General features: G+C 28.0%; 17 protein-coding genes. 7 read left to right on the top strand and 10 right to left on the bottom strand.

Annotation, left to right across the window (positions count from 1 at the left end):
* Positions 1–469: 469 nt before the first annotated feature.
* Together IC758_RS02905 and IC758_RS02900 are read right to left on the bottom strand one after the other, a co-directional pair.
* A complete protein-coding gene (locus IC758_RS02905; RefSeq protein WP_227433639.1) occupies positions 470–970 on the bottom strand; it encodes a GyrI-like domain-containing protein in 501 nt (166 codons plus the stop codon).
* Positions 971–1,097: 127 nt separating this feature from the next.
* Positions 1,098–2,009 (bottom strand): helix-turn-helix transcriptional regulator, encoded by a 912-nt coding sequence (locus IC758_RS02900; protein WP_227433640.1) that lies wholly within the window; start codon positions 2,007–2,009, stop codon positions 1,098–1,100.
* A gap of 353 nt (positions 2,010–2,362) precedes the next feature.
* Between IC758_RS02900 and IC758_RS02895 the strand changes: the two genes are divergently transcribed.
* The 4 genes from IC758_RS02895 to IC758_RS02880 all read left to right on the top strand — a co-directional run bounded on the left by IC758_RS02895 (position 2,363) and on the right by IC758_RS02880 (position 6,119).
* Positions 2,363–3,214, top strand: a complete 852-nt coding sequence (locus IC758_RS02895; protein ID WP_227433641.1) for a DUF3100 domain-containing protein — start codon at positions 2,363–2,365, stop codon at positions 3,212–3,214.
* A gap of 3 nt (positions 3,215–3,217) precedes the next feature.
* Entirely contained in the window at positions 3,218–3,688 is a 471-nt protein-coding gene (locus IC758_RS02890) for a hypothetical protein (RefSeq protein ID WP_227433642.1), read from the top strand.
* Positions 3,689–3,700: 12 nt separating this feature from the next.
* Positions 3,701–5,011, top strand: a complete 1,311-nt coding sequence (locus tag IC758_RS02885; protein ID WP_227433643.1) for a M20 family metallopeptidase — start codon at positions 3,701–3,703, stop codon at positions 5,009–5,011.
* A gap of 244 nt (positions 5,012–5,255) precedes the next feature.
* The gene (locus IC758_RS02880; RefSeq protein ID WP_227834806.1) at positions 5,256–6,119 is read left to right on the top strand and encodes a MerR family transcriptional regulator; all 864 of its coding nucleotides are present in this window, start codon (positions 5,256–5,258) and stop codon (positions 6,117–6,119) included.
* Between the two features lie 376 nt (positions 6,120–6,495).
* On the opposite strand, the gene IC758_RS02875 is transcribed toward IC758_RS02880, so the two are convergent.
* Positions 6,496–7,557, bottom strand: coding sequence for a GGDEF domain-containing protein (locus IC758_RS02875; protein ID WP_227824619.1), 1,062 nt, complete (start codon positions 7,555–7,557; stop codon positions 6,496–6,498).
* A gap of 864 nt (positions 7,558–8,421) precedes the next feature.
* On the opposite strand from IC758_RS02875, the gene IC758_RS02870 reads away from it, so the two are divergent.
* Both IC758_RS02870 and IC758_RS02865 read left to right on the top strand, forming a co-directional pair.
* Positions 8,422–9,963 carry an AbgT family transporter gene (locus IC758_RS02870; RefSeq protein ID WP_227860739.1) on the top strand — a complete coding sequence of 514 codons (1,542 nt, stop codon included), beginning with the start codon at positions 8,422–8,424 and terminating at the stop codon, positions 9,961–9,963.
* A 34-nt stretch (positions 9,964–9,997) separates the two neighbouring features.
* On the top strand, positions 9,998–11,116 hold the full coding sequence (locus IC758_RS02865) for a M20/M25/M40 family metallo-hydrolase (RefSeq protein WP_227834807.1): 1,119 nt from the start codon (positions 9,998–10,000) through the stop codon (positions 11,114–11,116).
* A 178-nt stretch (positions 11,117–11,294) separates the two neighbouring features.
* On the opposite strand, the gene IC758_RS02860 is transcribed toward IC758_RS02865, so the two are convergent.
* The 7 genes from IC758_RS02860 to IC758_RS02830 all read right to left on the bottom strand — a co-directional run bounded on the left by IC758_RS02860 (position 11,295) and on the right by IC758_RS02830 (position 21,996).
* Positions 11,295–12,605 carry a transcriptional regulator gene (locus IC758_RS02860; RefSeq protein WP_227860738.1) on the bottom strand — a complete coding sequence of 437 codons (1,311 nt, stop codon included), beginning with the start codon at positions 12,603–12,605 and terminating at the stop codon, positions 11,295–11,297.
* A 259-nt stretch (positions 12,606–12,864) separates the two neighbouring features.
* Positions 12,865–15,987, bottom strand: a complete 3,123-nt coding sequence (locus IC758_RS02855) for a bifunctional diguanylate cyclase/phosphodiesterase (RefSeq protein ID WP_227860737.1) — start codon at positions 15,985–15,987, stop codon at positions 12,865–12,867.
* 779 nt (positions 15,988–16,766) lie between these two features.
* Positions 16,767–17,471, bottom strand: a complete 705-nt coding sequence (locus IC758_RS02850) for a response regulator (RefSeq protein WP_227433650.1) — start codon at positions 17,469–17,471, stop codon at positions 16,767–16,769.
* Complete coding sequence (locus IC758_RS02845; protein WP_227860736.1) at positions 17,462–19,069, bottom strand: ATP-binding protein; 1,608 nt, start codon at positions 19,067–19,069, stop codon at positions 17,462–17,464. The genes IC758_RS02850 and IC758_RS02845 overlap by 10 nt, the downstream gene beginning before the upstream one ends.
* 263 nt (positions 19,070–19,332) lie before the next feature.
* Positions 19,333–20,511: a hypothetical protein gene (locus tag IC758_RS02840; protein ID WP_227433652.1), complete on the bottom strand. Its 1,179-nt coding sequence runs from the start codon at positions 20,509–20,511 to the stop codon at positions 19,333–19,335.
* Positions 20,512–20,739: 228 nt separating this feature from the next.
* Complete coding sequence (locus IC758_RS02835; protein ID WP_227824615.1) at positions 20,740–21,234, bottom strand: threonine/serine exporter family protein; 495 nt, start codon at positions 21,232–21,234, stop codon at positions 20,740–20,742.
* Positions 21,235–21,996: a threonine/serine exporter family protein gene (locus tag IC758_RS02830; RefSeq protein ID WP_227483657.1), complete on the bottom strand. Its 762-nt coding sequence runs from the start codon at positions 21,994–21,996 to the stop codon at positions 21,235–21,237. It abuts the gene before it with no gap.
* Positions 21,997–22,682: 686 nt separating this feature from the next.
* Between IC758_RS02830 and IC758_RS02825 the strand changes: the two genes are divergently transcribed.
* Positions 22,683–25,517, top strand: a complete 2,835-nt coding sequence (locus tag IC758_RS02825; protein WP_227860735.1) for a sigma 54-interacting transcriptional regulator — start codon at positions 22,683–22,685, stop codon at positions 25,515–25,517.
* Positions 25,518–25,533 lie beyond the last annotated feature (16 nt).

The raw sequence follows: 25,533 nt of genomic DNA, 5'->3' as shown, positions 1-25,533 counted from the left end.
CTATATTCAACTTTATTAATACAGTTTATAAATTAAAAAACTTATATATCTATTGTAATATATGTTTTGCATTTTGACGAGTTATTAAAAACATAATCACATAAAAACGTAAAAAACACAAAAACGTAAAAAGTTGTCAAAAACCAATTATATAGATATATAATAAATTGAAAATATTTATATAATATACATCTATTATCGGCTGAACTATAATTAAATTTATATCCTATTATTAATTAATAAATTCTTACATATTGCTAAAGGAAGATTTAAATTATGAACAAAATATTGATTATAAACGATTATAGATAATTTTGTGAACTATTCAAAAATTGTATACTTAAATAAATCACAATATTATCACTTTTAAAGATAAAATAAAAATTGGGAGTGTATAGTACACTCCCTCATGATTATCAACTTGTTTATTCCTATAATAAGTTTTATATATTAAAATTTATCAATGAATTTATCTTATTCCAATGTAAATATGAACTTCTTGCTTATTCATATCATATGTATTATTTTGATATTCTTCAAAATCACTTATATAAGTTCTATCAAAATCCATTTTCCAAAACTCAAACCAGAATTCTCCTACTGACTTTTGTATATCTCCTGTTATAGTGAATTTTGCATATTTACCACCTGGTATAACTTTGCTTATAACAAACTCTCCACAAATATCTTTTTCATTAAATTCACTTAAGTTGTTGTCCTTATCATCTTCACTATTTACTTCACAACATGCTACAAAGTTATATGGATTTGTAAAATCACCTTGATAGTCTGTATATAAACCTATTGTTTTATCATTTTTTTTACCTTTTATAGCATTATAGATACCCTTCCCCATAAAGCTTTTCCATAATTCACCTATGTCTTTTACTGCTTGTCCGTTGTTATTTGTAGTTTCTTTTGATACACCCACAACTATTTTTTCACTTATATGTACTATTTCATAATCCATACTTTATACCTCACTTTAGCTTTATTGATTGCTTTTGATTATCTGTTTCTTTAATTTAATTATAATTTATAAAATACGACATCTATATGTCATATATTTTAATATAATTAAATTTAGTAATAGTAACTTATAAGGAATACATCTTAAGCATCTCTTTCAATCTATTTATAACATTATCTCTAATGAATTTAGGTTCAAGTACTTCAACACTATCTCCAAAAGATAAGATATATCCATAAATCCACTCTCCAATTGGGAATTCTGCAATTACATCATATGTATTATCTTCATTTTTAGTTATTAAATCATTGTTAAAATCATCAAAAACTCTATAGAGCATCTTTTCCTTAAATCTTAGCCTCAGAGTTACTGTATCTTCTTTAATTATTTTAGAGTCATCTAAGTATGCCTCTTCAATTATCTTTCTTGAAAATATGTCTTCTTTTACTACTAAGTTTTTCATTCTACTGATTCTAAATATTCTAAAATCGTCCTTTAATTTGCAAAACCCATACAAGTACCAAGTCTTACTTTTATACATTAGCTTCATCGGTTCAACAGTCCTATTTGTCTGACTTGAAAAACTATTTACATAATCAAAATTTATAGTATTGCGTCTTAAAATAGCATTTTTTATTTTTGTAAATTTATCATCCTCATTAAAATTACTTCCCCATTCAGTAAAATCTATTTCAATCCAGTTTGCAAAATTACTTTCTCCAAATATTGAGCCAATTTTATCTACTACTGAATTTATTTCTGGATACTTTGTTGCTTGTAATGTTTGAAGTGCTATTATTAAACTCTCCTTATCTTCCTTTGACAATATAGTTTTGTCTATAGAATATTCTTCTATTAAAGATATTCCTCCTCCTTTGCCTTTAGTCATATATACTGGTACTCCTGACATAGACAGAGTTTCTATATCTCTATATATAGTTCTTGTAGAAACTTCAAACCTCTCAGCCAATGCTTTAGCAGTAACTAATTTTTTATTTAATAGTATTACTATTATTTCTGTTAATCTATTTATTTTCATCTATTATCACCCACTAAAATTATTATATTTATCTTTATTTTCTATAGTTATATTATTTATTTTAAAGCTTTTTATATTTTATTCATACAATATTTAAGTAAATTTTTAATAAATAAATTTATATGTTAATATTTTGAAGTTATGTAATATTTTACATATTTTTTCGTTGACAATGTTAAATTTTTGATTTATCCTTAATTAAGGACATGTTATTGACAGTTCTTAAACTTATTTGAAAAACCATTTTACTATATAATTTTATGTAATTTAGGAAAACGTATTATATTCAAGAAAACGTATTTTCTATTTCAAATTCAAATAAGTACAATATTTATTTTTTTAGGGAGGCAATCATGGAAATTAATAAAAAACACTTTATTCAAGTCTTTTTAACTTGCTTAATCTTAGTAGTAGTATGTGAATTTATAGGACAAAGAACATTAGCTATTGGCTCAGCTTCTATAATACTATTTCCAATGCTTTATGCAGTTATAATCGGACTTATAATAACACCTGACTTATTAGGAAAAAAAATTAAAGCACTTAAAAAAGTTATTGGAGAAAAAGAAATCAATATTGCTGGTGAAGTTGTTGGAATTGCGCTAGTAATGCTTGGTATAAAATATGGGACTACAGTTGGCCCAAACATCGATAAGATAATTCAAGCTGGACCTGCATTTCTTGCTCAAGAATTTGGTCACATACTTGCACCAATAGTTGCATTACCTCTTGCATTAATATTTGGTATGAAAAGAGAAGCTATTGGAGCTACTGCAAGTATAAGCCGTGAACCCTCTTTAGGAGTTATATCTGAAAAATATGGGATAAATTCTCCAGAAGGTAGTGGCGTGCTTGGTACATATTTAATGGGTACAGTTCTTGGTACTATATATTTTAGCGTATTAGGCTCAGTCTCAATTTATAGTGGCCTTCATCCATATGCTTTAGGAATGGCTTGTGGTGTTGGTAGTGGAAGTATGATGACTGCTGCCGCTGGCTCACTTTCTACCATGGTACCTCCAGAAATGGCAGATACAATACTTGCCTATGCAGCAACAAGTAATATGATGTCTAGTATAACAGGAATTATATTCTTGGTCTTTGTATCTTTACCATTTACTAATTTTATGTACAAAATTTTAGAACCTAAATTTTCAAGAAGTAAAAAAACTGACGAAACAAAAACTACAAAAGGAGAGTGCTAATAAATGTTTGCTAATTTAGATTTAAAGAAAAGTTCATATCAATTATTGGTTATGTCTATTATTGGAGTTATAATTCTTATAGGACAAAGAATTAGTGTTGGTACATCTATAGTAACAGCTTTTCCTGGAATGGTAATGTTAATATTAGCTGCTATGGCTGCTATGATTATAAAGGATTTATTTCCTAAATCAATATTTCCTGCTTTTGGATTTGCAACTATAATAGGTCTTTTACTTAGTATGCCATATAGCCCAACATCTGAAGTATTCTTAACTAACACTAATAATATTAATTTTATGGCTATAACAACTCCTCTATTAGCTTTTGCAGGAATTTCTGTTGGAAACAAAATAGAAGCTTTAAAGGAAATGTCATGGAAAATAGTTATAATATCACTTGTTGTCTTTACAACTATATTCTTTGCATGTGCAAGTATAGCTCATATAGTTTTAAGTATTCAAGGTAAAATATAGGAGGAACTTATTATGAATAAAGAACAATTAAAATCTCTAGTAATAAAGACTATCGATGAAAATAAAGAAAAAATATTAGAAATAGGTCATGGAATCTACAAAAACCCAGAATATGGATATAAAGAGTATAAAACTACAGAAGCTGTTTCAAACTTTTTTGAACAAGAACTAAACTTATCTGTCGAAAAAAATATAGCTGTTACAGGATGTAAGGCAGATGCAAATTCTAGTAAAGAAGGTCCTCATATATCTATACTTGGAGAATTAGATGGTATATCATGCAAAGAACACAAAGATTCTAATGAAATAGGTGCATCTCATACTTGTGGACATAACATACAAATAGCTGGAATGTTAGGTGCAGCTATTGGTTTAGTAAAAAGTGGGGTTTTAGAACATTTAGATGGCAAAATATCATTTATGGCTACTCCTGCTGAAGAATTTATTGAATTGGAATACAGGGAACAATTGAAAAAAGAAGGAAAAATAACTTACTTTGGTGGAAAACAAGAACTAATAAAAAGAGGTTACTTTGATGATATAGACATATCTATGATGTTTCACTCTTCAGATTTAGGAGAAGATAAGGCTCTAGTTGGTCCTGAAAGTAATGGCTTTGTCGGCAAAAAAGTTAAATTTATAGGAAAAGAATCTCATGCTGGTTCTGCTCCACATGATGGAATAAATGCTTTAAATGCAGCAATGCTTGCTATAAATAATGTAAATGCACTTAGAGAGACTTTTAAAGAATCTGAAAGAGTTAGATTCCATCCTATCATCACAAAAGGTGGAGATATAGTAAATGTTGTTCCTGCTGATGTTCATATGGAATCATATGTAAGAGCTAGAACTATAAACGGCATGATAGATGCTAATAAAAGAATAAATAAAGCATTGATGGCTGGTGGAATGGCGGTTGGAGCTGATGTTGAAATAACTGAAATTCCTGGGTATCTACCAATATTAAGATACAAAAACCTTGATAACTTATTTAAAAATAACCTTGAAGATTTAGGTTTAAAAGGAAAAATTATTGATGGTGGAGATTTCACTGGTTCATTTGATTTTGGAGATGTATCTCATATAATGCCTACCCTTCACCCTATGATTGGTGGTGTAAAAGGTGCTCTTCATACAAGAGATTTTGAAATAATTGATGAAGACTTAGCTTACATAGTACCTGCTAAGGCTATGGCACTTACAGTTATAGACCTTCTTTTTGATAATGCTAAAGAGACTAAAGGTATATTAGATGCCTTTACACCAGTTATGACTAAAGAAGAATACTTAACATTCTTAGAAAAACACGACAAAACTTTATAGGTCTATTAAGTATTCTTTTTATAATACAAAGGTGGTATATGCTTTAAAAGCTATACCATCTTTTCTTTTCCTTCGTAAAGTCCTCAATATTTATTTAGAAAAAATATAACAAATATATTCATCCTCATGTATAGTAATAGCATACATTAGTAGTTAGAGATAGCATTTACAAATACTGTATATTTCTTATAAAAAAATATTAGCTAACTCTCAATTATTAGGGTACGAAAGAAGGTGAGTTGAAATGATGACATTAAAACAAGTTTCTTCATTAACTGGTGTCAGTATACGTACTCTACAGTTTTATGACGAAGTTGGTTTATTTAAACCTACAAAAATAACTACTGATGGATTACGATTATACGATGATAACGCATTAGAAGTTCTACAAAAAGTTACATTTTTTAAAGAACTTGATTTCACATTAAAAGAAATTGAAGCAATCATGGAAAATCCTCAATTTGATTGTCTAACTGCATTTAAAAATCAAAGAGAACTAATCCAAATAAAGCGAGATAGATTAAATGCTCTATTAGAATTACTTAATAAACTTATAAAAGTAGATAAATGTGTGGATTTTAAAGATTTTAATATGAGTGAGTATTTTCATATTTTAACTGAGTTCAAAGAATCTCACACTGATGAGATTGTCGCACAAACTGAAAGCATTGAAGATTTTGATAAAATAACTTCAGAAATCAAATCATATGAAAATGAAATAGCAAATATGGCAATTAAGCAGTTTGGAAGTCTTGAAAAATACACAAAGGCTATGGAAAATAACTTTCAAAATTTTTTATCTAACAGTACTACTATTTCTCAATCAGAAGTACTTAACCTTATTAAAAAAGGTGATGATATTACAAGAAAACTTACAAAAAATCTAAGTAAAGATGTTGCATCTTTAGATGTCCAAGAATTAGTTAAAGAACTGATTTCTTTTACTAATAAAATTAATAATGGAATAGATATGGGAGATAATTATTGGCCTATTATGTCTGAAAATTATATATCAAACCCTGTATTTATTGAGGTTAACGATAATAAATATGGAGATGGAGCATCAAAATTTATTGGTCTTGCTTTAAAAGCATACCTTGAAAAATAAAAACTTGATATTACAGTTAGCACTTTATACTATAAATTTGCAAAAAATAGCATTGGTAAACATAATAGATATTTACTGATGCTACTTATTGTACTATTTACAAGGTTACCATTTTTGTAGAAAGCATACAATATTTAGAACGTTGAATTTGAACAGAGTGGCTTCCTGACTCTAGTTATAAATATGTAGAAAATATTTCAGATATAGAAGTTTACTTAAATTCATACCTACAAAATGCAGAACATGAAGTCTGGCTTCCAGTTACAAAAAAATCAGAAAAGAAAAATGGCAGTTTCAAAATTCCAGCTGAAACTACCGTTTTTCTTTTTAAAAATTATATATTACATATACATAAAAATCATGATAAAATATTAAATCAGTTTATTCGATAACACCCTTTTCCTGCTTCCTTTGCTGCATAAAGAGCTTCATCTGCCTTACTATATAAATCTTCAAAATTAGCAATGTTTTTATCACAAATTGAACATCCTAAACTAATATGAAATACATAATCATTTTGTGATAAATCTTCCATATTATCTAATGCATCAAATAATTTCTCAAAGCGTATTTTACAATTCTCCTCATTCTTTAAATCCTTAGCATAGATGGCAAATTCATCACCACCTAATCTTAAAACTACACTATCATAGAAAATATTCTTTATATTATCAGCTACAGCTTGTAAATAACGGTCACCTACAATATGACCATAGGAATCGTTGATATATTTAAAATCATCTATATCGATAAGAATAAAAGCTCCATACTTTTTTTCGTCCATAAGATGTTCAATCATTTCAACACCAGCACCTCGATTATATATACCTGTCAATAAATCAATTTCTGATTTAGTTCTATATTTAATGTAGTTTTCTACACTTTCGATACGGTCATTCAGAATAAAAAAGTTAACACCCACAGATAAAAAATAAAAAGTAACTAAATCAACTAAATCCGCCATAAACATATTTATATCCTTTGCTATAAAGCAACAAATACCATAGATTATAGCAGTTCCTGTTATGTAGAGAGTAATTCTCCACGGTTTATCCAATATGAATAGAGGAAGTACACATATAAAGACCATAATTGTGATTGATGGTTCTGTTTTATCTAGAAAAGTTCCCATCAAAATACCCATTATCATAACTGGAGTTAATGCCAAATAAAAGATAAGCGTTATATGCTGAAAGTGTTTTTTTAAGTAAAATTTAGAAATAATATAAAGAATAAAAAAGTATCCAAGTATAATAAAAAACTCTATATTAAAAGTAACAACTTCTGATAAAATCAATCCAAATACAAACACCATAGCTGAAATAGTGAGTCCTAATAATGACAAACCGCAGAAACATCTATAATTTCTCAATCTAATTTCAGATTTATACAAATTCATCTTCTTTGCTTTAAAATTCTTTAATATTATTTCTAACATCCTACCTCCCTTGTACATTCCACACTCTTGTTCATGAATTATTTTAATACTTCTATAGTTCAACTACTGTTGATACACTTATAAATGAACTCTCACATTATTTATTAATTTAAAGAGTGATTTAACTATCATATAGAGCTATTATTCATATTTTTTCATTTTTCTATTAAAATTAACCCAATGATTTCCAATTATATAAATTGATTATATTTCCAATATATTTTTTATAAAAATATAATAATATTACTATCTAGTTTACAAAAACATATAAATAACTTAATATTTTTAATTTTATTTTAATATTTCTTTACTTATTATTAGAATATATTATATCATTCTCATATACAAAAGTCATTAAAAAGAGCTCCTACATAGGTTATATCCATCATAATATAAACTTGTGTATTTTACTATTTCTCTACGATTCTTTCATCTTTTTATATTTTTCATATGACCTTATGACAATTTATCCTCTTACATATTATTTTTTAATTCTAACCTAAATACTCCACTTGAGTTGTTATTTAGTTGTTATAAAGTTTTGTATTTTATTAATTTATTCTTTTACTAACTTAATATTCCACTAGATTTTTATAAAGTTTTGTTTTAAAATTAATTTTAAAGTATATATATAATACAAATAACTTAGATATAATTCGTCATTAATCTACTTAAAGCATATTTAATTAACATCACTCATCCAGAAAATTCAGAAAATTACATTGACATAGGAAAAAGTTTATTTTATACTTTTTTTAGGACACATTGTGGACACGTCTTAAATTGACAGTCATAATTTATATTATAAATTTGACCACAATACTTATTTTCAATATTATATTTTAAAAACATAGGGAGGATATTATGAATGATAACGTAGTTAAAAAGAAGAACTTTTTTGACAGAACATTAAACAGAATAGAAATTGTTGGTAATAAGCTACCAGACCCAGTTACAATATTTCTAGGATTATGTGTACTTTTACTTATACTATCTAGCATAATCGGTTCTATGGGTATATCAGTAGTTCATCCTGGTACTGGTGAAACTATAACTGCTGTAAATTTATTAACTGTAGAACAACTTCAGATTTTATTAGGAAATATTGTTAGTAATTTTCAAGGCTTTGCACCTTTAGGACTAGTTTTAGTTACTATGATAGGCGCTGGTGTTTGTGATAAAACTGGACTTATGACAGCAACAATAAAGGCATCAGTAAGCAAAATTCCTAAAACAAAAGTAACTCTTGTTGTAATGACTATAGGTATGCTTGCAAATATTGCATCAGATGCAGGTACAATACTATTCCCACCATTGGCTGCACTTGTATATCTTGGTGTTGGAAGACATCCACTTATAGGTTTATTTTCTGGATATGCCGCAGTCTGTCTAGGATTTGCAGCAAACATCATGATAAGTGTTAACGATATACTTGCTGCAAGCTTTACAGTACCAGCAGCTCAGATGATTGATTCTGGATTTGAAGCTAATGCAACAATGAACTTATTTTTTATGATAGCATCAACTTTTGTATTAATATTGTTAGCAACTTGGGTAACAGAAAAAATTGTAGCTCCTAGATTTGGTAAATACGAAGGAAATGCAGAGTTAGATGTTGATGGTAGCCTTAATGATGTAGAAAAAAAAGGGCTTAAAAAAGCTGGTATAAGTATATTAATATATGCAGCAATTATGATAGCACTTAGTGTAATTGGTCAAAAACCATTCTTAGCAGACCCAGAAACAGGAGATTTATTATCAAATAATGCTCCTCTTATGAAAGGTATGGTACCTATAATAGCTTTAGCTTTTTTTATACCTGGTGTTGTATATGGAAAAACTATAGGTAAGATAAAAAAGGATAAAGATGTTGTCTCTATAATGGCTGGTGCAATGAGTGATATGGGCGGATATATAATACTAGCATTTGCTGCTTCACAGTTTTTGCAATTATTTACAAATAGTAATTTAGGTTTGATACTCGCTGTAAAAGGTGGAGAGTTTTTGAAATCAGCAGGAATAAATGGTCCTTTATTATTGATAGGATTTATTATATTATCATGCTTTATAAATTTATTTATAGGAAGTGCATCTGCAAAGTGGGCTATACTTGCACCAATATTCGTACCAATGTTTATGATGGTCGGATACAATCCAGCACTTACACAAATGGCTTATCGTATAGGTGACTGTATAACAAATCCACTTAGCCCCTTATTCCCATACTTCCCTATTATACTAGCATTTACAAGAAAGTATGATAAGGATGCTGGTATGGGTACTGTAATAGCTAATATGCTACCATACTCTATATCATTCTTGATAGTATGGACTATACTATTGATACTATTTATGGTGTTTAATATTCCATTAGGACCTGGAATATTCCCTTCTTATAGTATGTAATTTATTTAAATTTTTCTAAAAGGAGAAATGATTTATGTTAAGTAAAAATAGACTTATAGATAACTTTATGGATATGGTTAGGATTGACAGCCCATCTAATCAAGAATTAGAAATGTCCAAGTGGATAGTAAACTATCTAAAAGAAAGAAATATAGACGCTATTATAGATGATGCTGGTGAAAAATATGGTGGTAATACGGGAAATGTTATCGCATATATAAAAGGAGAAAAAGGAAGTAGACCTCTTTGTTTATGTGCTCATATGGACCAAGTTCAACCTTGTTTAGGTGTAAATCCAATACTAGATGGTAATGTAGTTAGAAGTGATGGAACTACTACACTTGGTGCAGATGACAAAGCTGGTATAGCTGCTATCCTAGAAGCTCTAGAACATGTTATTACAGAAAAAATACCACATAGAGATATATATCTATGTTTTACAATTTGTGAAGAAGCTGGTATGCATGGTGTTAAAAACTTTAACCCTGATAACTTACCTTGCAAGGATATGGTGATTTTAGATTCTGGTGGAGCTATTGGTTCTATAGCATATAAGGCTCCTGCACAAGAATCTATAAAAATATCTTTTGATGGTAAAAAAGCACATGCTGGTATAGAACCTGAAAAAGGTATAAATGCTATATTTGTTGCCTCTCATGCTATAAGTAATATGCATATAGGTAGAATAGATTCTCTGACAACTTCAAATATAGGTAAAATAGAAGGTGGTGGAGCTACAAATATAGTAACTGATAAGGTTACATTGACTGCTGAAATCAGGTCTCATGTCCCTGAAACTTTAGAATATGAACTTAATCATATGAAAAAATGTTGTTCAGATGCTGCATCTAAATTTAATACTACTTACACTTTTGAACATAATATGTCTTATCCAAGTTTTGAACTTAGTAGAGACAGTCATGTTTTTAAATTAAGTGAGGAAGCAATAAGACAAGTTGGTGTTGTTCCAAATCCAATGATAATTGGTGGTGGTAGTGATGCAAATATACTAGCTAATCTTGGATATAACTGTGCTATATTAAGTTTAGGGATGTATGACGTACACACAGTTAATGAATATGTAAATATAGATGAATTATATGATACTGCTAAAATAGTTTATCATATGATTAAGTTAAATGATGAATTGTAAAAAATTAACGATAAATTAGAGTACTATCACTCATATAAATACTTTTATACAATATTACTTTTTAAATCTCATAATTAAAAACCTATGTATTTTCAACTCTATAAGTACTATTTTAAAAAGTTGATTTACATAGGTTTTAGTATTTTATATGACACTTCATACAATCTTATATAATATTTTAAAACAATATCTCAGTAATATTCTTTGGTCTACCTCCACCAATACTAGTTTCTTTAGCACATATTCTCCCTAGATTTGCACTTACTATTTTATTCAGTATACGCCTTGCACTTCTTTCACTTACATTTAGATATTCTGCCAATTCTTTTGAATCGTAAATCTTGCTTTTTCTATTTTCACTTATAGCTATAATTTTTGCTACTGATTCGCAACTCATTCCAGTTTTTTTAGATATTTCTATTACTTTTTCATCAGACAATACTAAGGAGTAATTTAATTCATTTTCTGAGGCTAAAGGACCCCTTATATTTTCATCTTCATCTACTAAATATATACCAATTTCTTTTGAATCTATTGAATGTCTCAATGCTTTATGTGCATTATTTTCAGCTTGATATGCAGTTACTCCAGTCCCAATACCTATACTAAGAGAAAATCCCATGTCTTTTATATCTCTTTTTAACTTAAATAATTTATCATAATTGTACTCATTATCAGCTACACCTTTATGAACAAATACCACATAATCATTTCTTCCAAACGAAAATAAAGAACCTTGAATACTTCTTGCATAGTTTACTACAAGCTTATCCATATCTGATTTTTTTATCATATCAGAATAATAGTTTTCTATCTTCTCTTTATAATCTATTAGACTCAATATTTCTACTGCAATTTGAGAAAATCTAGCCTTACTTAGAGCATATTCACTCTTCACTTTCTCATAACTTTCTTTGATTAATTGTATAGTTGCTTGTAGCCGAAATACAGGATAACCTCTTTCCTTTAACTCATTGTACACTGCTCCAAAACCAGTTATCATTATCTCGGTCTTATTTTCTTCAAACAATTGTATATGCCACTTTGCAAGTTCAGATTCTCCTACTTCTAAAGAAAATGGCCTACAAAATATACTTGTAGCTTCAATATCAAACTCTTTAAGTGCATCTTCTACAACATATCTATCAACTACATCTATACTAAATTTATCTAGCTTTATATTTTCGCTCTTTATTGCCCAAAATGCTTTCATTATACTTGTCCCACTTCTTGGAACAAATGAATGTGGTTTACTTATTTCATGTTTAGATTTTATAAACTCATAGACTCCACATCCTGTAAATATAATAGCATCACATTCATCTTCACATTTTGAAATAACTTCTACCGTATCTACTACTTTTTCTCTTACATATATTTTAGTTTCTAAATTGCTATCTATCTGTTTTAAGTCTTCCTTTATCTTAAAGCCAGAGTCTGAAGGACCTATAATACCCACTATCATAAACTTCGCTCCTAATCCATCCATATTGTACTTACTAAAAAATTATAATGTCATTGCTTTTTATTTTTTATTTAATTTATTATCTCACATTCTATATTTACGGTAAAGAAGTTCTATACAAGCGTTTAGAATAAAAATCTCTAAAAATTAAATTTTAAATACTATAAAGCCTGTATATATTTCAACCTTGAATTATTAATTGACTGAATATATGCAGACTATCTTACATTTAATTTAGACAACCTATCACAGAATATATTACATTTAAATAAAGTATATTATTTTAAGTAGTTATTAGTTTACTATCTTGATGATTATAAAGTAAACTTTCAAAATCTGGACTTGGAATAGGCTTACAATAGTAATATCCCTGAATTACAACACAATTCAAACTAGCTAAAAATTCTGCTTGCTCTTTTGTTTCTACACCTTCTGCAACTACATCCATTTCTAGGTCCTTAGCCATGGCTATAGTATGCTTTAAAACAATTTTTTCTCTTTCTGTAATTTCTTTTTCATTGAAAAATCCACAATCTATCTTTAATGTATCAATATTTATATTTTTTAGCATATTTAATGAAGAATATGCCGAGCCAAAGTCATCCATATTTAATATAATACCATCTGTTCTAAGCTCTGCTATTATCTTGGCAAATAGCTTTATATTTTTAATAAATAAGCTTTCTGTAAGTTCTAATTCCAAAAATGATTTTGGTATATTATATTTATTTATTAGACCTAAAACGATATATCTAAATTGAGGATTATACAAATGTAATCTTGATACATTTACAGAAATAGGTATTGGCTTCTGACCTAAGTCTATCCATTTTCTTATCAAAGTACATACTTGCTCCCATATATACATGTCTAGTTTAATAATAAACCCATTCTTCTCAAATAGTGATATAAATTTATTTGGAGGTATTATACCTTTTTCTGGATGTATCCATCTAACCAAGGCCTCTGCTCCTACAATTTCATTTATTTCAAGATTATACTTAGGTTGTAAGTATACATGAAACTGTCCATTTTCCAATGCATACTCCATTTCTCTTTCCATCTGTTTTTCTTCAATTGCATCATTCCTCATAGCTTCATCATAAAGCATATGATGACTTATACTTTGCTTCTTTACATTTTTATGTGCATATCCTGCCATTTCACAGGCATTTGTAACTGATATATTATTATCCAAAATCCTATAAATTCCAAAGCATGGTACTAACATATATTCAAATTGCTTTATACTTAAACTTTTTGTAATCTTATAAATTAATTTATCTACCTCTTTATCATGATAACACTCATAAAAAATGCAAAACACATCTGCATACATACGACAACAGATTCCCTTAGAAGTAATATTTTTTTTAATCAGTTCTGCAATATATATTAATGCCCTATCTCCCTCTTGAATACCATAAATATCATTAATTACCTTGAACTTATCTATATCCATCATTATAGCAACATAATGTTTATTAGGATGTTTTTTGAGTAATAAGTTTGCTTGTTCACAGAAGCCTTCGTAATTATATAGACCTGTCAATATATCTCTTTGCCTTTTACGTATTTGCATAATATGGTCTATATTTTTAATAGAAAGCAAAATATGTGTCTGATTTTCACCAAATTTATTTTTACTGATGACATTTAGGATACACATAGATGCCCAATAGTACCTTTTATCCTCTCCTAAACATCTACATTCAAAACTCAACTTTAAGTCCTCTTGCTTGTTATTTTTTGAATCATCAAGAAACTTTGAATAAAGATTAGAGTAAAATATAGCTCTATCATCAGGATGAACTATATAGTTTCTAATGTATAAAAATGTTTTTTGTATATTCTCTTTTACAGAAATTTTAAAAATATTGTTTTCTGATTGATAGATTGGAGTAATTAAGTTTTTCTCTAAGCAAATATCTAAGATAATATCATATGTATTATAAACTAATTTTTCATAAGTTTTGGAATATCCATCACTTGTTATACTATCAAAAGATTCTTTAGACTCTAAATCTTCATATGTAGATAAAATTCTTTTTTCTGAAGCATTTAAATTGCTTATCTCCTCTAATTTATTGGTCCTTAATTTATTTTTTTCATAATATCTTTGCTTATCTTGGTACATTCTCTCATCAGCAATTTTAGTCAACATATGTATATTTATATTATCTTCACTCCAAGTGCTTCCTATTGCTACACTATATACCCTAGTATCTTTAAACTCCTCACTTAACCAAGTAACCTTTTCTTCAAATAGTTGTTTTGAAATTTCCTCACATAATACAACAAACTCATCTCCACCAATACGATAAATATTATAGGAATGAAAGTATTTTTTTATAATTACACAGGTTGATACAATAGCAGAATCGCCACTAGCATGTCCAAAGTTATCATTGATATCTTTTAATCCATTTATATCTATAAACACAACCCCCATAGATTTAGCTTTATTGCTGTAAAAATTATCTATGTATTTAATATATTTATTTCTATTGTAAACCCCAGTCAAAAAGTCATAGTAGCTCATATGATTCAATTTATTTTCTACTTCTCTCTTTTTCATTTCAGTCAATAAAAAATAAGATAGAGAAGTCAAAAGAGATGTGTCCTTAACAGCTCTCTGTGGATTGTCAACTCCAATAAATCCAATAATTTTATCATCTTGCTTTAATGAAGATGCTATTAAACTTTCAATATTTTGAGGTTTTAAAATTTCATACTCAATTGGTTGTGTTTCTTTTAAACTTTCTATATTGTCTACTATTATAAAACCTTTTTCATGAAATAATAAAAACCAATTTTTTAGTGATTCAATATCAATATCTTCAAGGAATTGTTTTTGTCCCTCAACCCCTTGATTACACCATTCATATGTATTATTTATCTTTTTACCATCTGCTGACACTTCAAAAATATATGCTCTATCAGCCTTATGAAATTTCCCAATACTGCCTAATACAAGATTTATAGCATCTGAAAAATTAGTTTCTGTTATAAGATGTTTAATACACCCAACTAGTAATTCTTTTATTTCTAATTTTTCTTCTATCGACTTACTTATATTTTCCTTATCAGTAATATCAAGAGCTATTTCCAGTCGTGCAGCTCTGCCTTCCCACTCAATTAATTTATCTTTTAATATAAAATGTCTGTCTATTTCAGTGTTTGTATTTTCCCATATGTAATATTCATCATCTTTCAAAAAAGAGTTAGTACAAAATTCACAAGGAGAATCTCTTCCTTGTAATGCTTCATAACATTTTCTATGAGAAATATCATCAAGTCCTAATAGCCTTTTCCCATTTTTATTAATATATAAAAGTTCATATGTATCCAAGGAGGAAACATATATAATTTCATCTAATTCATCTACTAAGTTTCTCACACTCATTTATGTATAACTCCTTTTATTCAATTTTTTAAATTCTTGAAACTATGTCAAGTTTTGATGTACCTTTGATGATGCTATTGTACTTTTTTATAAAAAAAAAGAATACAATAGCATCATCTTTTTTGACAAATAGAGCTCATTATCATATTACTCATTGAGACTCTCTAAAACTTAAATTATCATAAATATCTTTTGCTGTACATACTATTTTTTTAATCTTCATATAATTCTTGTTATTCATACCTTAACTTAGTTCTAAGCAAGTTTTACATTATAAAAATTATATTTTATACTCATATCTTCATTCAATATATAGTATAAATATTTACATAACTATTAAATAAATATTTATATTATGAAAAATCAAACTGCTTTACCCATTTAAAAAGACATAAGTTCTCATTGCTAAAAAAGTACATTCTACAATGAATTACAGTGTTGTTATTATAGTTATATTAATAATATCATAAAGACCATTATAAAAAGATAAAAATAGTAACTTTTTTATATTAAAAAATATTTATTAATAAGTAAAATATTTTATATATAAAAAGTATTTATCAAAAAGAAATATCACATTAACTAAAGCTCAATTTGAAATATATTTTATTCAAATAAAAATATAGTCTTTATTAAAATATAGTTTTTGTATTAAAAATCGCCATGCAAATATAATATTAATAGGCTGTCTTTCCTCCTACTTATTATAAAATACATGGCTATTTATATTTAGTTAAAATATTACTAGTTTAGATTAACTAATACTTTTAATTTGATACTTATTCATCTGTCATGCGATATCCTACTCCAACTTCAGTTAAAATATACTCTGGTTGAGCAGGATTTTTTTCAATTTTTCGTCTTATACTTGCCATAAAAACTCTAAGGGATTGGTTTTCACTTTCATAGTAATTACCCCATACCTTATCTATTATAAATTTATGTGTTAAAACTCTTCCTGAATACTTAGACATTAATTCAACAAGTTTATATTCAATTGGAGTTAAGTGTATCTCCTCACCATTAATAGATACAAGATGCTTTTCATAATCTATCTTTAGATTTTTAACCTCAAAGGTGGTAGGAACGTCACTATTTATCTTACCTTGTTGAACTTTATTTCTAAGGGCCACACGCACTCTAGCCAAAAGTTCTGTTACACTAAAAGGTTTAGTTAAATAATCATCTGCTCCGCCATCTAAAGCCTCAACTTTATCTCTTTCATGCTCCCTTGCTGAAACAACAATTATTTTATTATTTTTAGCACAAGCCCTAACTCTACCTATTACCTCAATTCCATCAATATCTGGTAAACCTAAATCTAAAATTATTAAATCTGGGTCAAGAGAATGTATAAGTGATATAGCTGTGCCTCCATTGTCAGTTTCTACACATCTATAGTTTTGAGTTTCCAGAGACACTTTTATAAATTTACAAATTGGTCTATCGTCTTCTACAATTAAAACCAACGGCTTTACTTCCATTCGTCTTTCACCTCCCCTTTATCTAAAGGTATACTGAATCTAAATGTAGCTCCTCCAGAAGGATTATTGAAAGCAATAATTTCTCCACCATGAGCTTGTACTATAGACTTACATATTTCTAAACCAAGACCAATCCCTCTTCTTTCAAGATTTCTTGCTTTATTCTTTGTATAAAATCTATTGAATATATTCTTAATATCTTCACTTGGTATTCCTTTTCCGTTGTCTGCCACTTCAAATAATACATTTTCAGCTTCTTTGCTTACAGTTAATTCTATCTTAGAATTTTTAGGTGTATGTCTTATAGCATTGTCAATTAAGTTTACTAAAACTTGCTCTATCAATAATACATCCACATGAACTATTATTATTTCATCTGGTATATTGGTTTGTATCTCTCTACTATTGGCAAATTTTTTAACTCTTAATATAGATTCCGCAATTATTTCATCTACAACCTCTGGACGTTTTTCAATATCCAATTTTCCTTCATCTATTCTGGTCATGCTAAGTATATTCTCAACAGAGTGTGTTAACCAACTTGTATCTTCATATATATTTTTTAGTAGCTCTACTCTAGTTTCTTTATCTATTATGTCATCATTTTCAAGTATAGTTAAAGAAGAACCTAGTATACTTGTAAGTGGAGTTCTCAAATCATGAGAAATTGATCTAAGTAAGTTTCCTCTTAATCTCTCTCGTTCTGTTTCAAGATTAGCTTTTTTATTCTTTTCAAATAGGTTTTCTCTATCAATTGCTAATGCAACCTGTGTTGAAACTGCTTCTAACAATATCTTTTCATTTTCCGTAATAATATCAATTTTAAAACATGCAATACCTATAACACCAAGAACATTGGATTCTTGACCTTTTATAGGAAAATAGTAAGCACTACTATTTTTACAATATTTTGTTCCAATCCCAACTGGTTCACCTGTTCTAAAAGCCTCTTTTATAGCTTCCTTTTCTAATACTGAGTGGAATATATTCTCACTTCCATCATTATTACAAATATAAATACTTGGCTTACCTAGATTATTATCACCATCTGCAATAGTTACTATAACAGTTCTATTTAACATGTTTACCAAATTAGACCCACAAAATTCAATTATTTGATTTTTATTTTTTGCTTTAAGAAGTGTTTTATTATTTTCATAAAGCAACCTTATCATTTTCTCTCTTTTATGAGAAAGTCTTACTTCTTTTTTTATTCTAGAAGTTAAAGTGCTTGTTATAATTGCTGCCAAAAGCATAATACAAAAGGTCATTGGATAATCTTTTCTATAAGCTATAAAAGTATATAATGGGTGTGTAAAGAAAAAATTAAATGATAGCACTCCTATTACTGAAGAAAGTATTCCAAAAAAATACCCATGTGTTATACTTGTAGCAAATAATACACCTAATATATACACTAAAATAATATTAGATTCATTAAAACCTACTTTTTTAAAAGCTACTGATATTCCAGTAGCAATTATCATAACCAATATAGTTTTTATAAAGTCCTTAATAATTATTTTCTTACTGAGATAGTCATCTTCATCATAATCATACTCTTTTAAGTCTTCATGATGTAGTCGTTCTTTTTTCATTTACTGCAATTCCTCCTTACTGTTACTGTTTAAATTGACTCTAATGTATATAATACAATTTTATCATAATAAATTCAATCAATACATTTAATTAATACCTTCAAATTACTAAAAGGTGCTGTCTTAAAATGAAAATAAATCTCTATTTCAAAACAGCACCTTTATATATTTAAATCACTAATTTAATTTTTACATATTTAAATTGTTAATTTGATTCAATCTAATAAATTATAATATCTTAATATTTGATTTTTAAAACATTCCTATCCAACAAGCATAAATATAAAGTGGGCACATACACCTGCACATAAACCACCTATTGTATGCGAAAGAATCGCTTTACCAGCTAATGGTCTTGCATCTAAAGCATCCATCATACCAATGTGTGTACTTAAATATCCACTCCAACACATACCCATTGCTGTAAATACTGCTATATCATTAGGAGTTACAGCACCTGATTTTATAAATTCTGGCACTAGAGATATTGCTGCCCCAACAGCACCTAATGCAGTTACAGGGAATGCTATTGCTTCTGGTGAAGTAAATCCAAATAATGGTTCTATTATAAAACTGATTTTGTCACCAATAGCAGGTAATAATTTTATACCTTCATATGCAGCTCCTGTGTAAACAGCTTGACCTGTAGCAGGGTCTGTAGATGGTCCAAAAGTTAATAACATAACTAATGTACAAACTACTAAAACTCCTGGTATTATAGCCATACCCATTTCAACACCTAGCTTACCACCTTCAAGTATAGCATCCAATCCTCTTTGGAATACATTACCATCTCTTATTTCTCTAAACTCTTCAATCTTTTCACCTTTTCCATTTGCTTGTTTGTCATTATCAATTTTAGGGTCATAATTATAATACTTTTTAGTAAAAGTCAACATAATTCTAACACTAATAATACTACCTATTATTGCTCCAACGTTACCAATTATAGCTGGTAATACATATTCTTTACCTTGAGCTATCATGAAAGTTGTTACAATAAGTCCCATACCAAAAGCTGTTCCTAAGTTACATAAAGCAGGTATTTGGTATTTTTTAAAGTATTGTGTAAATGTTTTGTCTTTAGCGAATGGTATAATAGCTGGGTTATCAGATAAATAAGTTGCCACTACTCCTGCTATACTAGCACCAGGTAACCCCCATATAGGTCTCATAAGGCCCTTAAATATCTTATTTACTAAAGATATTACTCCAAATTCTGAAAGTAATGCACTAAGTGCACCTGCAAGGACTGCCATTGCCATTATCAAAAATACTGTTTCTAGTAAAAGTGCATGTGCTGTACTCATTATTACTTTGAACATCATTCCTGCACCCATGATACTGCCTACATAGCCAAATCCTACCGCCAAAAGTACAATAAATACGAAGGTTTCCATACTTACTGCCTTGACTCTCCTCTTCTCTGACAGCTTCTCCATTGTGAATCTTCCCCCTTTTAATTTAGAATTAAGGTTTCTACATTAATACAAATTTGTTAATACAAAACAAGTTCTAAAACTTACATCTGTGATTCAAGTTGTCGGTTTGTTGAAATAAAAAACCGTGACTAATATTATGACAATAAGAATATCTAATTTAATAAAAGATATTCTTATTCTATTTTATGTTATTATATTATCATCCTTTGGCATAAAAGTCAATTTTTTCTATTTCTGTGGTTTAATTTTATTTATGCTCTTCTTATATTTTTCATTATCTTTTATCTTTGAAACTATTCCATATAGATTAACTTTCCTAAATACTGTGGTTATAAATACTAATCCCAATGCAATCGAACTTGCACAAGATAATGTACTTACCCCATACTCTACTGCCTTAATATAGTCATTAGTTAAAACAGAATACATAGTGTTATATATTCCATAACCTGGTACTAGAATTATAAGACAACAGACACTTAAAGTTGTCGATGGAGTCATATAAATCCTAGCACATAATTCACAATATATTGCAAAACATACTGTAGCTATAAAAAAGCACAAATTTACTGATACACCCATATTCAAACAAAACTTATATGAAAACCATGCTATACTTCCACCGACACCTGATATTATCAAGTTTTTTCCCTTCATATTAAATAGAATTCCAAAACTTAAGGCTGTAAAAAAAGCTGCTACTACTTCTATAAACAATTTCATTTATATACCCCCTAACTTGAAGTATAATCCTAGTACCAAAAACATTCCTACTGCTATGGATACACCTACAAAAAATACTTCTGCCAACTTTGCAAGACCAGATATCAATTGACCATCTAACAAGTCTCTTAACGCATTAGTTAAAGCAAGCCCTGGAACCAAAAGCATTATTGCTCCTGCTATTAAATGGTCCATAGTCTTTATAAATCCAAGCTTTAGAATCACAATGGAACAAAAAGCTATGACAACTGCTCCTATTGCATTTACAAAAAAATCGTTTAGTGAAGACTTATTTAAGTACATAATAACAAATTTAGTCATTATTCCCACCATAAACGCAGCTATAAATTCTTTTAAATCTCCTCCAAATAATATAGAAAAAGTTGCTGCTGCAATACCTGCAAAAATTATTGTTACTATATCTGAATAATAATTGTCTTCACTTATCTCATCTAAAATCCTCTCACATAACTCAATATCTAAATCATTTATACTGATTGCTCTTGATAATGAGTTAACTTCATGAACTAAGTTTAGGTCTACCCTTCTTGAACTTATTCTTTTAATTGCTGAGTGTAGTTTTCCATCTACAAAAACAGATGCCATTACAGCTGTTGGAGTTGCAAATACATCTACATGCTCTATACCAAAAGATTGGCATATTCTACTTATCGTTTCTTCAACTCTATAAGTTTCTCCTCCACTCTGCAACATAGCTTTACCTGCATTTGAGGAAAAATTTAAAATTCTATCTATATCCACAAAACATATCTCCCATTCTTTTATAATATTATTCATATTTTATTACAATATATTAATTATTTAAACTAGTTTAAATAATTAATATCCAATATTTAGATTTTATGAAAAAATTTGTTTTTTATGCTTGTCAAAAATAAATTATAAAGTTATTTACACCATAAAATGGCTGAATTAATATTTCATAGACACTTTCAACCATTGATATATAACCTCTTTAAATTTTATAAGCTTATTTTTCTTTTCATTATTTTTGTTTCAATAAAAAATTATCTCTCCACCTAGTATTCATTTTATTAATTCTTCATTGAATACTTTAAAATCTACTATAATTTATGATTTACAATAACTATAATTTTAAATCTGTACACTTGCAAATTGCTCATAAGATAATAATTAATTTTTATGTTTATTTAAATAATTAGTTTTTATATTTATATGAACATTAAATAAAAGTGCTACATACATTACAAAGTTTATACTTATCTAATATAACAACATAATGCCTTATGTAAATCCATAAAAATCCATATCTCATATAATGCAACTATTATTTTAACACCAACTACTACACAAAACAACATATTAAAAAGTAAAATACAAAATATCCACTATAAACCTTATTTTAATATAAAATATATATTATAATATATTTTATATAACTTAAATATAAAGAAAGGGAGTACTATATGTTAAGAAAAGATAAAGTTTTATTATCACTACATAAGTTATGTAATAATATAACTTTAAAAGACCTACAATCAGAGAAAACAGGATTTACTACTCTTGAAGTTGCTAACAATTCATCTCTTGATAGAAGTAATACTAGTAAAGAATTAAATAATCTATACAATGAAAAGAAAGTTGTAAAAATATCTGGTAAACCTATTTTATTTTTACATGCTGGTATTATTGAAAATTTGATTGGTCGTACTTTAAATAGCTCAGAATATTCTATAAGCAATTGTAATGAACTATTTAAATCAACTAAAAATGATTCAGAGGATATCTTCTCAACATTACTTGGATATGATTCTAGCCTTAAATTAGCTATAGAAAAAGCTAAATCTGCCATACTTTACCCTCCAAAAGGTCTTAATACATTACTTATAGGGCCTACTGGTGTTGGAAAAAGTACATTTGCTGAAACAATGTACAAATATGCTATAGAAAGCAAAGTCTTTTCTTCTGAAAGTAAATTTGTAGTATTTAATTGTTCTGAATACGCAGAAAATGCTAACTTACTTCTTAGTAATTTATTTGGTTATGTTAAAGGTTCTTTTACTGGTGCTAACAAGGATAAATTTGGGATAGTTGCACAGGCTAATGGTGGTATATTGTTTTTAGACGAAATACACAGATTACCCCCAGAAGGTCAAGAGATGCTTTTTCTTTTGATGGATAAAGGTATATACAGACGATTAGGAGAATCTGATGTCGTACACAGAGCTACAGTCTTTATTGTGTGTGCTACAACAGAAGATATACAGTCTTCCTTACTTGGAACTTTTCTAAGAAGAATTCCTGTTACAATTAACCTACCTGCTTTACAGGATAGGTCTTTAAAAGAAAGATTATCTCTCATTAAGTATTTCTTCATTATAGAATCTAAATATACTAATGCAACTATAAGAGTTCATAAAGATGTAATTAAATCATTACTACTTTATGACTGTTTTGGTAATATAGGTCAACTTAAGTCTGATATACAACTTATGAGTGCAAGAGCATTTTTAAATTATAAGACTGAATTAAAAGATAACATAGAAATAGACTTGTCTCTTGTTCCTGACTATATTTACACTGGTCTTTTAAAGTTGAATGAAAATCGCAGTAATTTAAACAAATTATCAGAACTTGATTATATGCTTTTTTATGAATTCAATGGTAACAACTTAGAAGTTGAGTATACAAAAGAACTATCTAAATACAATATAGATACATCAAACAATGGATTTAGATACTCTACAGAGATTCCTTATCTAGAAAATGATATAAGGAGTATGTTTATAAATTATATGGAGAAATACTCTACAAAATTACTTTCAGTATCATCAGTGACTCATTCTGATTATACAAGTAATGAGATTTTTAAAGTAATCAACCCAAAGATTTACTATGCTGTTGAACACTCTTTAAAAGAAGCTGAAAAAATATCTAGAAATAAATATACAAAACAGACTTATGTTGCTCTTTCAATGCATATAAGTGCTCTAATAGAAAATATAAACCAGGATACATATAATCCTAAGTACAATCTATATAATGATAAAATTTTCTTAGAGAAAGATTTAAATATAGCTAAAATAGTTTTAAGTATAATTGAAAATGACCTACAGATATCTTTACCCAAAGATGAAGTAAAATTTATATCTATGTTTCTAAATAGTACATACCTTGAGCCTAATAATCACGCTGAAAGTATTGGAGTTATAATACTTGCTCATGGAAATTCAACAGCTAGCAGTATGTGTGATGTAGCCAATTCACTACTTGGTACAAACCATTGTAATGCAATTGACATGCCTTTGGATGTGAAAGTAAGTACTATACTTGACAAAGCTATAGAATTGGTAAAAGAATGTGATAAAGGTAAGGGAGTACTCCTTTTAACAGATATGGGTTCTCTTATAGCTTTTGGAGAACTTATTTCAGAAAAGACAAAGATTAAAACACGCTCTATTGAAATGGTGTCTACTCCAATAGTTTTGGAAGCAGTAAGAAAAAGTACTCTACCAGAAATGACCTTAGATGAGTTAGCTAACTCTTTAAGCTCTTTAAATCCATATATTGGACGAGCTGCAATTGACTCATCAGAAATAGATTACCCTGAAAAATCAAGAGATTATGTTATAATAACTACTTGTATAACAGGTTATGGTTCAGCTATGAAAGTTGCAGACTTTATAAATTCTTCACTTAAAAATATTAATAAATACAATATTAACTTAGTTCCTCATAATATAGAGAGTTTTAAAATGTATAGGAATAAATTTAGTAATACTAAAATTTTAGCAGTTGTTGGTAGTGTAGACTTTAATGTTGCTAACACTCCATTTATACACATAGAAGAACTTCTAAATGGATATGGGCTTGATATGTTAAACAAGATAATAGAAGGTACATTCAATGCCAACATTATCACTAATATAAAGGAAACAAATCTATCATATAACAGCTTAATAATAAACTTTATGTCTCAGAACTTAGAATTATTGGACTCAGTTAAATTATTCAACTATGTTAATTCATCATTATTTTCAATAATAGAGTTAATAGACGAAGACCTTAAGAGTAAATTTAAACTTGGATATATATTACACTGCTCTTTTATGATAGAAAGATGTTTTAAAAATACAACTTTTCCATATAATAACATTACTGATTTAATTGGTAAAAATTATAAATTATATGAATTAATACGAGAAGCTTTTAAAACAACTGAAGCTTACTTTAATATTTCGATACCAGATGAGGAAATTGCTTATATAATAGATATGATTAATGAATATCTAAATAAATAAAACTGATAGTTCCTAT

Source organism: Clostridioides sp. ES-W-0016-02 (genome assembly GCF_020641035.1).
Taxonomy (GTDB): domain Bacteria; phylum Bacillota; class Clostridia; order Peptostreptococcales; family Peptostreptococcaceae; genus Clostridioides.
The sequence above is the reverse complement of the archived record's forward strand: the minus strand, read 5'-3'. Positions and strand labels throughout refer to the sequence as shown.